Source organism: Actinocatenispora rupis (assembly GCF_016861975.1).
Lineage (GTDB): Bacteria > Actinomycetota > Actinomycetes > Mycobacteriales > Micromonosporaceae > Actinocatenispora > Actinocatenispora rupis.
This window is the reverse complement of record NZ_BOMB01000036.1, coordinates 15,264-30,808: the sequence shown is the minus strand read 5'-3', so window position 1 is coordinate 30,808 and position 15,545 is coordinate 15,264. Positions and strand designations below refer to the sequence as shown.

The 15,545-nt window shown below is 74.7% G+C and carries 5 protein-coding genes; 3 read left to right on the top strand and 2 right to left on the bottom strand.

Annotated elements, in window-relative coordinates; translation table 11 throughout:
* Positions 1–232: 232 nt before the first annotated feature.
* Together Aru02nite_RS29275 and Aru02nite_RS29270 are read left to right on the top strand one after the other, a co-directional pair.
* Positions 233–10,228 (top strand): hypothetical protein, encoded by a 9,996-nt coding sequence (locus Aru02nite_RS29275; protein WP_203663105.1) that lies wholly within the window; start codon positions 233–235, stop codon positions 10,226–10,228.
* Positions 10,229–10,242: 14 nt separating this feature from the next.
* Entirely contained in the window at positions 10,243–12,312 is a 2,070-nt protein-coding gene (locus Aru02nite_RS29270) for a hypothetical protein (protein WP_203663103.1), read from the top strand.
* A gap of 8 nt (positions 12,313–12,320) precedes the next feature.
* Here Aru02nite_RS29270 and Aru02nite_RS29265 read toward each other — a convergent pair whose 3' ends face one another.
* Entirely contained in the window at positions 12,321–12,980 is a 660-nt protein-coding gene (locus tag Aru02nite_RS29265; RefSeq protein ID WP_203663101.1) for a response regulator transcription factor, read from the bottom strand.
* A gap of 311 nt (positions 12,981–13,291) precedes the next feature.
* Between Aru02nite_RS29265 and Aru02nite_RS36965 the strand changes: the two genes are divergently transcribed.
* A complete protein-coding gene (locus tag Aru02nite_RS36965; RefSeq protein ID WP_239077025.1) occupies positions 13,292–14,233 on the top strand; it encodes a zf-HC2 domain-containing protein in 942 nt (313 codons plus the stop codon).
* A gap of 175 nt (positions 14,234–14,408) precedes the next feature.
* On the opposite strand, the gene Aru02nite_RS29255 is transcribed toward Aru02nite_RS36965, so the two are convergent.
* Entirely contained in the window at positions 14,409–15,239 is an 831-nt protein-coding gene (locus Aru02nite_RS29255) for an alpha/beta fold hydrolase (RefSeq protein WP_203663099.1), read from the bottom strand.
* Positions 15,240–15,545 lie beyond the last annotated feature (306 nt).

Sequence of the window (15,545 nt, the reverse complement as noted above, 5' to 3'; positions counted from 1 at the left end):
AGTCGCGCCCGCACGTAGGCGCCGACGTACGGACCGGACCTGTCGCCGAGTGCACGCCCCCAAGTCCCGCTGGTGCTGGCGTGCTGAGTCGATTCGCCGGCGGGTACGCGCGGGCGGACGCGCCGGCGCCGGGCCCGTCGGTACCAGGTGGGCACGGGAACGGGTCGGTGCGCCGGCCGGGTGGTCGTGCGCGGGCCGACCTGCCGGCGGCGCGGCGACGGGGGGTGGGGGCGTGACGGCGCCGGGCAGCGTACTGCTGATCTGCCGGGACGGGCGGATCATCGCCGCGCGGGGCGGCCCGTACGTGCACAACCGGCCGCTGACGGAGCCGGTCGACCAGCTGGCGATGGTGACCGCGCTGACGTCGGATCCGTTGCCGGACGAGCATTCCACCCTGGTGCACTCGGCGCCGGGTGCGGAGCGGTCGCGGCTGATGGAGAGCTACCTCGCCGGGCTGACCGACGGTGTACGCGACCGGCTGGTCATCAAGCCGTCGCGGGAGGCGCTGGAGCCGATCGACGTGGCGGCGCTGGAGTCGCTGAGCGACCACCACGACCTGCCGCTGCTGCTGCCGGTCGCGGACGAGCTGAAGCGGTCGGCGCGCGCGGTCCCCGTCGACGCCACCGGGTACGAGACGGTCTGGTCGCGGGCGACGTCGGTGCGGCTGCTGACCCGCGGGCAGGCGGCGGCGCGTACCTCGGCGCGTGACGCGATCCGTACGGCGGCGGGCGAGGAGCGGCCGTCGGTGCAGCGGCTGGCGGAGTGGTCGCGCCGGTCGGCGAGGACCCGGGAGGGGCTCGACGGTTCCCGGATACCGCCGGCGGCGGAGGCGTTCGCGGTGCACCTGGCGCGCTACGGCGTACCGGAGGGTGCGGACGTCGAGGCGGTGCTGCGGCCGGCGATGGCGCCGACGTGGGACACGGTGCTCACGGCGATCGGTGGGACGGCGGCGGAGGCCGACCCGGCGCGGCTGGTGGCAGGGCTGGTGGCGCATCCGGGGTCGGCGGCGCTGGTGCGGTTCCGCCGGGATCCGGACGGTCCGGCGCAGGTCGCCTGGCTGATGTCGGCCGACCGCCGGTCCGCGCTGTTCTGGCTGGAGCCGGGTGCCGGTCCGGTGGCGGTACCGACGACGCCGGACGCGGAGGACCCGTACCTGGCTCTGTTGAGCCGTTCCGGGACTGTCGTGGTGCCGGTGGACGCGACCGGCAGGGCGACGACGGTGGACGACCTGGCGGGCGCGGCGGATCCGGCGGACGACTTCGTCCCGCCGCCGCTGCAACGCGTCAACAGCGGCTTCTCCGTACTGGACGACCACCTGCGGGACCTGGTCGGCGCGCAGGTGGCGCACGGTCGTCACCTGATCGGCGAGCTGGTCGACCTGTCGAAGCAGCAGTTCGTGAAGGAGTCGCCGCGGGCGGCCACGACCGTGCTGGTCTCCCGGGTACGCGTGGCGCGCGCCGTCTCGCGGTTGGAGGACGACGCGCGGCACCTGCCGGGTCCGCGGCGGCGGGTGGCGCCGGCGCTGCACGAGCAGATCGTGGCGCGGATCGCCGCGTCGGTGGAGCACTTCGGCCAGGTGTCGGAGCACGCCAGCCACCGGATCCGCGACCTGATCGAGGACGCCACGTACGAGAGCTATCTGGCGACCCGGGACGACAAGGTGCGGGCCCGGGCGAAGAAGGTGCTGGAGTACGCGAGCAAGGCGCTGAACATGTCCGGCCCGCTGTTCCTGCCGGCGGGTGCGTCGTTCGCCCCCGCGGCGATGGAGCTGGGTACGACGGCGGCCACGATGGCGGCGGTGAAGGCGTTCGAGAGCTGGCAGCTGCGCCACTTCCGCAACGGGCACGCGGTGGGCGAGGTGTGGCTGAGGCACGACGACGATCCGCTGATCATGGCGAAGGCGATCGTCAAGGGCCAGTCCGACGCGTTGGCGCTGCTGATGTCGGCGGCCGGCATCGGCGGCGCGTACGTGCCGGGCTGGCCGATCATCGCGTCCGCGATCACCAAGGTCCTCCAGCGGTACCTGGACGAGCGGGTGACGAGGGCGGCGCAGCAGCTCGCCGGTGTCGACGTGGCGGCACGCCGCACGCTCTGGCGGGAGGTACTGGAGGATGTCTGGCGCGACCTGACGTCGGAGGTGAAGGGCAAGCTCAAGGACCCCGGCACCCTCAAGGAGTTCGTCAACGCGGTACGCGGCGAGCCGGACGTGATCGGCCTGGTCAACATCGTGTCCGACGTGGCGGTCAACGCCGCGCTCGGCGCGCTGGTCGCGCTGCTGCCGCCGAAGCCGGCGTCCCCGGTCACCGGCGAGATGCTGCGCTCGGCGGTGCTCGGCGTCGTCGGGATGCTCAAGGACGGCTGGGAGAAACCGGAACCGACCGGTCCGGGCCCGCTGCCGGACGAGACCGTCCCGCCGGATGTCGCCTCGACCGACAGCGAGGGCCGCCCGGTGACGCACTACCGGGAGATGCTGTCCGACGACCGCCGGGCGTACGTGGCGGTCACGTTCAACGGCAAGCCGATCTGGGGTTACCTGACCCGCGGCAGCTGGGAGTTCGAGCCGGTACGGCCGCACGAGTCGGCGTTCGCGGACCTGGCGGTGTGGCACGACCGGATCCCCGGCCCGGACCACTACCTCCAGCTCTCCGCCGACGGTACGGAGCGGACCAGGGTGCCGGGCAGCTGGTACCGGCCGTGGCCGGGCCAGTTCCACTACCTGTTCGTGGGCGCGGACGGGGTGCTGGAGTGGGCGCACGCGATGGCGCCGACGAGCCGGATGGACACCGACGAGTACAACGTGCACCGGCACTTCGAGGAGCATCCGGAGTGGCTGCGCGAGTTCGGCTGGACGCCGGGCGAGGTGCTGGACCTGGACTTCGACCGGGAGGGTTTCGCGCCCGCCTCCGGTACCTGGTCCGCCCGCCAGTTCGCGTACTCGGTCGCGCACCAGCTGGTCGCCGATCACCAGGCGGTGGGCGGCGCGTGGCGTACCCGGGTGCACGTGGAGGGTGGCGGGAACGGCCGCAACTTCGCCCGGTCGACGTGGGCGCAGTGGCGGCACGAGGCCACCGACCGCGCCGTGGAGTCCGGGCAGCGCCGCGCCGACGCCGCGTACACCACGCTGCGGGCGCTGGTCGCCGAGGAGCTGCGGCGCATCACGGCGGAGCGCGGGCTCGCCGCCGACGACGTACCGGCCGTGCTGGACGGGGTGTTCGCGGCGCCCACCAGCCGCGGCTCGGCGCTGCACGCCTCCCGGGCGCCCGGCCGGTCGACCGCCACCGCCGACGACCGCCGCAACCGCCAGGTGTACGTGTGGGTCGAGCGGGTCGCGGTCACCCCGGAGTCCAGCGATCCGCCGTCGCCGGTGGTGAGCGACGACGGCCTGCCCACCACCCCCGGGTACGCCGACGCGGCCGCGCGCCTCGCCCGCGTCGCCGAGGACCTGCCGGCGGTCACGGGTACGGACCGCAACGACGCCTGCGTGACGGCGGTCCGGGACTTCGCGGCGGAGACGTTCCCCCGTGGCGTACGCCCGGCCGCGGTCGGCGGCCCGGTGGACGACTCGGACATCGGTACCGCGCACGTGTTCCCGGCGGTGGCGGACAGGCACTTCACGCTGACGGAGTCGTGGGCGGAGGTCCGCGAACGGCTGTCCGCGGCGGGCCCGGGCGCCGTGGCGTTCGTACTCCTGGGGCGGCCGGGCCGGATCGGGCACGCCGCCGCCGCCTGGTACGACGGGGCGGGCCTGGTGTTCGCGAACCTGACCCGGCCCGCCGGTGCGCGCGTGTCGACCCGGCCCGGGCGGCTGCCGTCCCCGGTCGACCTGCGCACGCTGGTGGTGGACCGTACCGGTGCGGTGCGGCCCGCCCGCTCGGTACCGGAGTCGGCGTCGACTCCGCGGGCGCTCGTCGACGCCGCCGACCCGCGGTACGGGATGGACTCGCCGGGTGACGGGTCGCCGCGGCCGGAGCTGCACCGGGTCAGCAGCAAGCTGACCGACCGGGAACTGCGCGGCATCGTCGACGAGCGGCTCGCCCGCGGCACGCACCTGCTGGAGGTCGCCGGCCGGCTGTCGAAGTACGGGTTCGTCTCGGAGGCGCCGGGCAACCGGCTGATGGTGCACCACGAGCGGTCCCGGCTCAGCCACGCGATGGACGACCTCCGCGAGCAGGCCGACACCGTACTGCGGGGCGCGCCGGTGACCGTCACGCCGGAGCACGTCCAGGCGGGTGCGGAGCTGTTCGAGTCGGCGGCGGAGTTCAGCCGGCTGTCGGCGGATGTCGGCCGGCGAATCGGCGCGCTGGTGCTGGGCGAGGGCGTCAAGGGCTACCTTGCCACCCGGAACGACCGTACCGGCGTCTGGGTGAAGCGGGCGCTGGGCGTGGCGAGCAAGGCGCTGAGCCTGTCCGCGCCGGCTTTTTTGCCGGCGGGCGCGTCGGCGGCGCCGGCCGCGCTGGACTTCGCGACCACGGTCGTCACGCACGCCTCGATGAAGGCGTTCCTGCACTGGCAGAAGGAGAACTACCTGCGGAACCACTCGGCGGCGGAGGCGTTGCTCGCGCACGACGACGACCCGCTGACGATGGCGAAGGCGATCGTCAAGAGCCAGACCGAGGCGGTCGAACTGCTGATGGCAGCGGCCGGCATCGGCGGCGCGTACGTGCCGGGCTGGCCGATCATCGCCTCGGCGATCACCAAGGTCGTCCAGGGGTACCTGGAGGAGCGGGTGCAGCGGGCGGCGGAACAGGCCGCCGCCGCGTCGGGGGCGACGCGCCGGGAGCTGTGGAACAGGGTCGGGGAGAACGTCTGGAAGGGCCTGCGGTCGGAGGTGACGGCCAAGGTCAAGGACCCGGCCACGGTCAAGCAGATCGTGGACGCGGCGCGCGGTGACGCGGACGTCCTCGGCCTGGTCAACATCGGCTCGGACATCGCGGTGAGCGCCATGCTGGGCGCGCTGGTGGCGCTGATGCCGCCGAAGCCGGCGCAGCCGGTGACCGGCGACATGCTGCGCACGGCCGTGTCCGCGATGGCCGGCACGGCCGGTACGGGCGCGCACGTGTCGGTGCCCGACGAGCCCGGTACGCCGACCGAGGAGGACGTGCCGCCGGACCTGCGTACGGAGGACGCGGAGGGCCGGCCGGTCACCCGGTACCGGGCGGACCGTTCCGACGACCGCCGGGCGTACGTCACGGTCGACTTCAACGGGCAGTCCGTGTGGGGGCACCTGGACCGGGACACCGGCGACTTCGAGCCGGTGGAGCCGCACCAGTCGGCGTTCGTCGACTCGACCGTCTGGTACAACCGGGTGCTCGCGGCGGACCACTACCTCCAGTTGCCGCCGGAGGGCGCGGACCCGACGGCGACCCGGACGCGCGTCGACGGCCGCTGGTACCGGCCGTCCTGGGACAAGTTCCACTACCTGTACCTGTTCGTGCGGACGGACGGAACGGTGGAGTGGGCGCACGGCACCGCGCCGACGGGCCGGATCGCGGGGCCGACGAGCCAGGTGCACCAGGTCCTGTCCGGGCATCCGCAGTGGGTGCGGGACTTCACCTGGCGTACGCCGGGGGTGCTGGCGGTCGACTTCGAGCCGGGCGAGCACACCGCGGCGGCGGATCCCTGGTCGCTGCGCCAGTTCGCGTACGCGGTGGCGGACCGGGCGGTCGCCGCGCGCTCGGCGCCGGGCGGTGCGTGGACCCGCCCGCTGGTACACGTGGAGGGCGGCGGGAACGGGCACGGCACCGTGCACGAGGTGGTGGACGCGCTGCGTCACGTGCACGCCGACCACGCGGTCGAGTCCGGCCACACCCGCGCCCGCGGCGTGTACGAGCGGCTGAAACCGTTGGTGGCGCAGGAACTGCGCCGGATCGCCGCGGAGCGCGGCCTGGCCGACGACGAGGTGCCGCCGTCGGTGGACGAGCTGTTCGCCGCGCCGACGAGCCGCGGCGCCGCGTTGGACGCCTCGCAGGCGCCGGGCATGGGTACGGCGCCGCCCGACGACGCGCGCAACCGCCAGGTGTACGTGTGGATCGAGCACGTGCCGCTCACCCCGGAGTCGAGCGATCCGCCGTCGCCGGTGGTGAGCGACCCGGCGTCGGCGCTCCGTCTGTCCACTGTGGACATAGTGAGCCGGGCGCAGGCGATCGGCCGTACCCCGGAGACCCCGGCAGTCCGGCTGCACGAGCTGGTCACCGCCGTCGAGGAGGTACCGGACGCCGACCTGGACACCGCGCTCGCCGACTGCGTACCCCGGGCGTACGCGGCGTTCGTCGCGTACCACGGGCGGGCGGCGAACACCTCGGACGTCGAGGCGGCGAGCGACCCCGCGCGAATGCGCATCGACGACCTGGCGTACCTGCTCGGGGGAGCGTTCGAACCGCTGGCGGACGTGGACCGGGTGCGGGACCAGCTGCGCGCCGAACCGGGGGCGATGGCGCTGCTGCGGCTGCCCGCCGACGGCAACCGCCCCGGCCACGTGTACTGGCTGTGGTCCGAGCCGGGCGGGGCCGGCCCGACGCTGCGCTGGATCGACACGCAGGACCCGGGCCTGCTCGACACCGAGGCGTTCGCCGACCCCGACGACGTGCACGCGACCGCCGCCCGGCGCGCCGGCGTGACCGTACTGCGGCTCGGCGCCGACGGCCGACCCGCCCGTACCGACGGGACGGCGGAGGTGGCGCGGGACGTGGCAGCGCTGACGCTCGCGCGCGGGACGACGGCCGAGCCGGGGATGCGGCAGGCGCTCAACAAGGTGGCGCCGACCCGGATCCTGCACGGCACCGGTACGCCGGCGCAGACCAGGGCGGCGGAGCTGCGCGACGACGTCCGTACCGTGTTCCTCGGCGGTGACCAGCGGGCCGACCGGAAGACGCTCGACGGCGCGCTGTCCGCGCTGTCCCGGCGCCCGGTCCGGATCGTTCCGCCGGCGACGGTGTCCGCGGACCTGCTCGACTGGCTGCGCGGCCGGGCGGCCCGGGCGAAGGTGCCGGTCTTCGTACCCGGGGTCGGGCAGCGCGCGGTGGTGGACCGCGGTGACCTGGCCGCGCGGTGGCCCGACGGCATGCCCGGCGACTGGGTACGCATCGGCGGCGACCCGTCCGGCGGGTACGCGACCGTCGACAGTGGACACCTGGCCCGGTCCGTCGCGCCCGGCGAGAAGGTCACCGCCGGCGAACTCGTCGCCGACGAGCTGCGGACCGCGCGCGTGCCCGTACAGCTGGATCCGTTGCCCGGTGAGCTGGTGGGGATCCGCTTCGGCCCCGAGATCGAGTACGACGCGGGCGAGGGCGTCGACCCGGACGCGTTGAACCGGGCGGTGATCACCGACCTGCGCGAGTTCGGGCGCACCGAGCAGGACGCGATGGCGACGTACCACGACACGATGCTCGCCGGGTACCGCAGCGACCGGGCGGGGTGGAAGATCGAGCGCGACTCGACGGTCACCGGCGAGATCGTGGCGCCGATCCTGCCGTACGCGCCGGGCCGCTGGTACCAGACCTGGTACGACCTCGCTCTGGTGCGGGCGGTGATCCGCCGGCACGGCGGCGTCTACAGCGAGCGCGCCGGCGGGCACCTGCACGTGTCGGTGGCGTCGTTCGGGCAGCAGGCACCGAAGCTGGCGAACCTGCTCCGGCACGTACTGCACCGGATGGACGTGCTGTTCCGGATCGGCGCCAACGGCCTGTACCACCGCGGATCCGGCCAGACGGCGCCGTTCCCGCCGCGGGCGTTCGACGACATCGGCGGCCTCGACTGGGAGGGCCTGATCCGGCTCGGCGGCAAGAAGTCGGCGCTGTCGCTGGACGCGTTGAAGGACAGCATCGGCGATCCCGAGCGCGACCACGTCGAGCTGCGCATCCCGGACGGGATCGACGATCTCGGCCACCTCCAGTTCCTGGTACGGGTCGTGCAGCGGCTGGTGGACGCGGCGGGCCGGTCCGGCCCCGCCGGGTACGCGCCGCAGCGGCTCGGCGAGCGCTTCGGCGACCGGTCGGCGGACGTCGACCGCGCCGGCCTCGATCTGGTACGCGAGCTGTTCGGTGCGGACGCGCCGGCGGTCGAGGACCAGCTGCGGGCGGTCTGGGCGAACAGCCGCTGGCAGCCGGCGCTGGAGCACCGCGTCCGGCGGTACGGCATGGAGATCGGCAGCGTGCCGGCCGCCGGCACGTACGGTCGGGTCGGTCCGGCGCAGCACCGGGCCAACACCGCCGCGCTGCGCGCGCTGACCCGCGGGATGCCGCAGCCGGTGATCGTCTTCCACCACCTGGACGCCGCGAGCCTGCCCGTACCGGGGACGCCACAGGGATCGCTGGTCGATCCGCAGCGCAACCTGCGGACGCTGCGGGGCTTGCTGGCGAACCACGGCTCGACGGGGCCGCGCCCGCTGGTCGTGCTGTTCGAGCCGCGCGGGTCCGCCGTGGTCGGCCCGGCGCACGAGCGGGACCTCGACGCGATGGCCGACGAGTACCGCGCGCTGGTGGTGCGGCCGCACGGCGGGCCGGTGACCACCGTACGCGGGCGTCTGTCCACTGTGGATGGTTGGGAGCTGCGGGAACCGGGCGGCCGGACCCGCCCGCTCGGCCCCGTCCTGCGCCGGGACCAGCTCGACGAGCTGGTCGTCCGCGGACCGGACGCCGCGCGGACCGACCAGTCCGACCCCGGCCTCTGGGACCGGCTGGCCGGCAGCACGGACGGGGGCCTGCGCTGGGTCGGCGCGCCCCCGGAGACCGTCGACGGGTGGCTCCGCCGGACGGGCGAGGTCGGTGCGGCGCGGGAGCGTCCGGTACTGGTGCTGCGGCCCGACCGGACCGGCCCGCGCGGCACCCCGCAGTACTCCCGGGCCCGGCTCGACGCGCTCGACGCGCAGCTGACCGACGACCCGTTCCTGGCGCGTACCGGGGTGTTGCTGGTGGCCGGGGACGCCGGGCCGGTCGCCGCGCTGCGCCGGCAGCACCGCATCGCGACGGTCTTCCGGGGCGACGCGGGGCCGTCCGGGCGCGGCGACTGGCGGCTGGTCACCTGGGACGGCGAGCTGGTCGACCTCGGCGACGCTCTCGACCACCGTACGGTCGGCCGGGTCTTCGACCACCTCGACGGGATCGCCGCCGCGGACGCGGGGGAGGCGCTGGCCGCGCTGGACCTCGACGCCGGCCCCTCGACCGCCACCCGCGCACAGGATCCGCTCGTCACGCCGCCGCCCGGATCCGCCTGGGACGGCCGGGTGCTGGCGCTCGGGTCGTGGGACGGCCCGGCCCGCGCGCAGCTCGACCAGCTCCGCGACTGGGCCGGCGACCTGACCCGGCCGGTGGTCGCCGTGCACGCGCCGTCGCCCGCGACCCGGGCACACACCATGAACGACCTCGATACGACGCTGCTGCGGTTCGCGCGCGTCGGCGTCCACCCGATCGTGCTGGCGAACGCGGTCGATCGGGCCACGTTCGACGACCTCCGCGACCGGTACCGGCCGGTCACGGTGCAGCGCACCACCGCCGGCTTCGACGACGTCTGGCAGCTGCGTACGCCGGGCGGTGACGCGGACCGGTTGGTGGACCGGCCGAGCGGGGGCCTGTTGCGCCGCGCCGACGAGCTGCCCGCCACCCCCACCGGGTACGAGCTGCCCCGGGTGCTCGCCGACTGGCTGGCGCTGAACGACTGGCCGGCGCGCGGGGAGTACCTGCGGGCGCACGCCGCCGAGCTCATCACCCCGGACGTCGCCGGCCACCTGGACCGCGTCCCGGACGCCGAGGCCGGGCCGTACCGGGTGCTGGTGGACGTGGTGCGCCGCGACGGTGGGGAGTCCGCGCCGCGGTCGGACACCCGGCCGGAGACGTTCGTGGTCGAGTACCTGGAGCCGCGGGGGTCGGCGCAGGACCGCAAGCCGTGGAACGACCGGCTGCTGCGCCTGGTCGCCCGCAACGAGCTGACCGCGGCGCAGGCCGCGCGGCTCGCCCGCGGCCTCCCGGAGCCGAACGCCGAGTCGCACGCGCGGGTGTTCGACGCCATCGACGGGGTGCTCGCCATGACGCCCGAGCAGGCCGCGGTCGACCACCGGACCAACGCGCGCCTGACCGCGCTGCTGAACGAGATGGTCGGCTGCGACGTGACCCCCACCGACCGGATGTTCTGGGTGTACCGGATGGACGAGTTCCGCGACGGGCTGCGCGCCGCCGGCCGTGCCGCGCACGCCGACCTCGTCGACGTGCTCACCTACACGCTGGCGAACTGCTGAGTCGGAGGATGCCGATGGACCTGCCGCTCGCCTCCGGGCACCTGGCCGAACTGTGCGGGGACCGCCGCACCGTGCCGGCCCTCACCAACGGCGTACACCTGCACACCGGGGACACGACGCGCTTGGACGACGACCCGTACCTGCGGGAGGTGCACAACCGGCCGCCGCTGCCGCAGATCACCCCGCTGAGTTTCGGCCCCGGCGCGCAGGGGTCGCAGCTCGCCGAGGGCTTCCTGCGCCGGCATCCGGTGGAGTCGCTGGACCTGATGGCGCTCGTCCCGCTGCGTACCCTCGACGGGGCGATGGACCTCGCCGCGCTCGGCGACCGCGCCGACCGGCACCGGCTGCCCGCGCAGGTACCCGTCGAGCAGCTCGGCCCGGACGGCGCGGACGTACCGCTGGCGCAGCACCGGGTCGTCCCGCTGGACGCCGACGGCCGGACCACCACCCCCGACCGGGCCGCGATGGTACGGGTGGTGCCGCGGTCCAGCCGCGCCGCCGGGGCGTACGAGGGGGTCGGCCCCGAGGTCGCCGCACTCTGGGCCGCCCGGCCGTACATGTGGGGGCACGTCGTGTTCGGCCCCGACGCGGTGAACCTCGGCTGGCCCGCCGGACTGGCGACCTTCTGGTTCGGCCCGGCGATGTCCCGCTTCGGCCGGCCGCTCACCCGCGCCGACGTCGACGCCGCGGACGGCACCGGCACGGACATCACCGGGTACGTGGAGCTGCTGTACCGGGTGGAGTCGGCGCCGCCGGGCAGCCAGGGCCTGGTCGAGGCGGACGACCACGTGTTCCTGGCGCACCGCGGGGACAACGGCGTCGCGTTCCTGGATCCGGGCACCGGCCGGGCCGCGGCGTTCCCGCTCGACCCCGACCGGCTGCGGCTGACCCCACTGCCCGACACCATGTCGCTCGACGAGCGGTTCGACGCGCTGAACCTCGCCCGCTTCGGCCCGCGTACCGAGCCGTCGTGGCCGATCGTGTGGCCGCCGACCGCCGAGCGGTACCAGCCGGAGAACGCCGCGGAGCCGGTCGTCGTGCTCGGCCCCGTCGACCGCGAACCGCCGACCGTACGGGACCGGGTGGCGGGTGCCGCGGCGGCGACCGGCCAGCCCGTCATCCTGCTCGGTACGGACAGCGCCGGTGCCCCGCCGGCCGGCGACCGCATCGACCAGCTCGGCTCGCTGCTCGAACAGTACGGCTGGCGCGGGCGGGTGCCGGTCGTCGTCACCCGCGCCGGCGTCGGACCGGACGCGCCGACCACCGCCGCGCTGCACGACGTGCTCGACCGCTACGGCGCGTCCCTCGTCCACCAGGTCACCGACCGCACCACCGCGACGGGGTCCGGCGGCCTGGTGTCCTTCCTCGGCAACCCCTGGACGGTACGCGAGGCGAACGCGCCGGCCGACGCGCGCCGGCCGCCCGTCGCCGACAGCATCACCCCGGACCTGTTGCAGTTCGCCGCCGGGGACCGGCGCCGCCCGGCGTACCCGGCGCCGCCCGAGCCGGTCGCCACGTTCCTGACGACACCGCTCACCCGCCCCGGCCTCGACCTCGCCCACGCCCCGGTCCGGACGCTCGCCCCGCTGGTACGCCAGATCGCGGCACGCGACCCGTCCTTCGCCGGCCACGACGCCGCCGTACGCCTGGCCGATCTCGGCCACGCCGACACCGTCACCTCGTACCTGAACGACGTGGCCGGCGGCGGTGACACGCTGTTCGCGCCGCTGCTCGACGCGGGCGGCGCCGACGCCGCCGACCGCCAGCAGAGCATCCGGACGCTGCTGCCGCACCTGTCCGCGCTCGCCGGCGGCGACGTCGGCGACCACGCGAGCCGCGCCATCCTCGCCGCTCTCGACGACATCCTCGCCCTGCCGCCCGGCTCGGCCGACGCCGACGCGTTCCGGGCCCGGATCTGGGCGTACAAGGACTATCTGCCGGACGACGGGAAGGTCCGCGTCGGGTGGCAGCGGCGGCTCACGGCGCTCAAGACGCAGCTGCCCGACGAGTACGACGCGGACGTCACGATGGTCACCCTGGCGATCATGACCTGCCCGGAGCCCAGCTCGGGCGCGACCACGTGAGCCGGGCGTCACGCGGCGGGGGAGGACCGCCGGTGCTCGGGGAGGTGACCCAGCTCGATCGCCATCCGGGTCAGCTCGGCCTTGTTGCTCACGTTGAGCTTCGCCCGGATCCGCTTCGCGTACGTGTGCACGGTGGCCTGCGACAGCCCCATCCGGGTGGCGACCTGCGCGTGCGTGAAGCCCAGGGCGATCCACCGGAGCGTCTCGATCTCCCGCGGCGCCAGGCCGCTCGGGTCCTCGTCCGCCTGCCGGGACAGCTCCTCCTGGAACCGGCCGACCAGCCGCGGGCACAGGTAGAAGCCGCCCTCGGCGACGATCCGCAACGCGTCGCGTACGGCGGCCTGCTCGGTGTGCCGGGTGATGCAGCCACGCGCGCCGGCCCGGATCGTCGCCAGCAGCGTCGGCGGCTGGTCCCACGACGCGCACACCAGCGGCCGGCCCACCGTCGCCACCCGCGAGATCAGCTCCAGGCTGGCGTTCGCGGTGCGCGGCGGAAGATCGACGATCACGATGTGGAACGCGCCGGGTCCGGTCCGCGCCAGCTCGTCGACCGTACCGACCGAGGCGGCCACCTCAAGGGACGGATCCTCCGACACGAGCCTCTCCATGCCGGCCCTGGACACCGGCTGGTCGTCGACGATCGCGACGCTGAACACATCTACCTCCATGCGGCTGACCGGTCGCTGGCCGCGAGGATCACCCTCGTGGTCGCTGCCCCCATGACGGAGCGACCCGGCCCGTGGTTCACGTACCGGGTAGATTCGTCCGCAGCCGCGTCCCCGAAGAGGTGACACGTCGCCCCACCCGCAGCGGTGAGCCCGTTCGTGGTCGCGGTTCTCCGGCGAAGCCGGACCGCACATCGTGAACCGGGCGGCGGGCACGCCCGTCGTTGAGACGAACGGACAGAGCGAGATGGTCCCGGCCCGCCGGGGGTGACTTGAGGATCTGATGCCGAGTGGATTCCACGGACGAGCCGCACGTGCGGCTCTCGCTGGGTCTGTACCTGCTGGGCGCGGTGGACGCCGCCGAGCGGGCGACGATCGAGCGGCATCTGGCGACCTGTGACGCGTGCCGGGCCGAGTCCGACGAGCTCGCCGCGACCGTCGCCGCCGTGGCGCTGATCCCCGACGATGACCGGCGGTCGATCGTCGCCGAGTTCGGCATCCCCGGCCCCGCCCCGTCCCGGTCGCAGCCGCCGTCGACCCCGCAGTCGCCGGAGTCGGAGGTGGCGCCGGCGCCGAAAGTCCCCGCCGCGCAGGCGCCCGCACCGGACCGTCCGGTGCCGACCGTGACCCCTCCCGTACCGCCGGGTCCGGTGCCGGGAAACCCTGTGGCGCTTGATGACCAGGCCGCTCCGGGTACGTCGACGGAGGTCGCGCCGGAGTCGGCTGGTGCGGGCGCGGGTGACGTGGTGCCGGGGAGCCGCCGGCGGCGGACCGCGCTGCCGTTCGTCCGTCCGGGTTCAGGCCCGCGTCCGGTACGGCCGGGCCGGTCGCGTCCGCGCCGACGTACCCGGGGGCTGGTGGGCATCGGGAGCCTGGTGGTCGTGGTGCTCGCGTCGGCGGGCATCTTCGTGGGGTTGGCGGTGGACGGCGGGCGGCCGGATCCGCCGCGGCGTACGGCGATCTCGCTCGCGGCGACGGCGGCGACCACGACCGGCGCCACGCTGTCGGCGGTCGCGGTGGCGCACGGTGACGGGATCACGGTGCGCGCCAGCGTCAGCGGGCTGCGTTCCGACACGCACTACCAGCTCTACGTGGTGGCCGCGAGCGGCGCGACCCACGTGGTCGCCACCTGGGCCGGGTCGAGCCGGCCGCGGGAGATCACTGGCGAGGCCCCGCTCGCCGTGTCCGACCTGGTCTTCTTCACGGTCGCGCGCGCGGACGGCACCCCGGTCGTCTCGGCCGCCGTCCCGCGCTAGCCACCGCGACGCCGGCTGTTCCGCCGCAGCGGTGGCTGTTCCGCGGCGACGCTGGCTGTTCCGCGGCGACGCTGGCTGCTCCGCCGCGACGTGGCCGCGACGGGTGCCGTGGCCGGGACGGCGGCGCCGGACCGGTCTGAGCGTCCATTGTGGACAATGGCGAACCGTTGCGGCGTCAGGCGAAGAAGCGCAGCAGCTGCGAGGTGACCTCCTCGGCGTGGGTCCAGCACAGGCCGTGGTCGGCGCCCTCGACCGGGACGAACTCGGCGTTCGGCAGCAGCTCGACACTGCGCGGGCCGCACGCCTCGATCGGCAGGATCCGGTCGGCGGTGCCGTGGAGTACCAGGACCGGGATGTCGATCTTGGGCAGGTCGGCACGGAAGTCGGTGTGCCACGTGGCGACGCAGGCGACCGTACCGGTCGGTGAGGCGGAGACGGCCGTGTTCCACGCGTCCTGGACCGTCTCGGCGCTGATGCGCGTGCCGAGCGTCTCGTCGAGGTTGAAGAAGTTCTTGTTCCACTCGGTGAAGTACGCGAAGCGGTCGGCGGTCAGCGCGTCGGCGATCTGGTCGAACACCTCCTGCGGCACGCCCTGCGGCGTCTCGTCCGTCTTCAGCAGGTATGGCGGGATGCCGGAGACGATCGCCGCCCGCCGGACCCGACCCGTCCCGTACGTGCCGAGGTAGCGCGCGATCTCGCCGCCGCCCATCGAATGCCCGGCGATGTCGATGTCGTGCAGGTCCAGCGCGGTCATCAGCCGGTCGAGGTCGGCGGCGAACGTGTCGTAGTCGTACCCGATGCTGGGCCGGCCGGAGTTCCCGAAACCACGCCGGTCGTACGCGATGACGCGGCGGCCCGCGGCGAGCAGCTCGCGTTCCTGGCGCTCCCAGGCCCTGCCGTTGAGCGGGAAGCCGTGGATCAGGACGACCGGGCGGCCGGTGCCGTGGTCCTCGTAGTAGATGTCGATGGGCGCGGAGTTCTCGTGGCCGACGGTGACGAAAGGCATGACTTCCTCCCGGTTCGGGGCGGCCGGCGCCGCCCGGCGTCGCTCTGCGGCGAGGTGCGCCTCGGGCGCGGCAGGGCGCGCCGGACGTCGAACGCACACCAGTCCACCAGATCCGCCCGCGTCGCGCGGACGTTCCCGGCGAACTTCCGCAGGTGGCGTACGTCTCGGCCGGCCGTACCCCCGAAGGCGCGTGGTATCCGCCGGTTCCGTACCGCCGGGGTGGCCCGGGCCGTGCGTACAACCGTTGCGGCGTCAGGGTTCGACGCGTCGCGCGGCGCGTTCGTGCACGATCGCCCGAACGGTACG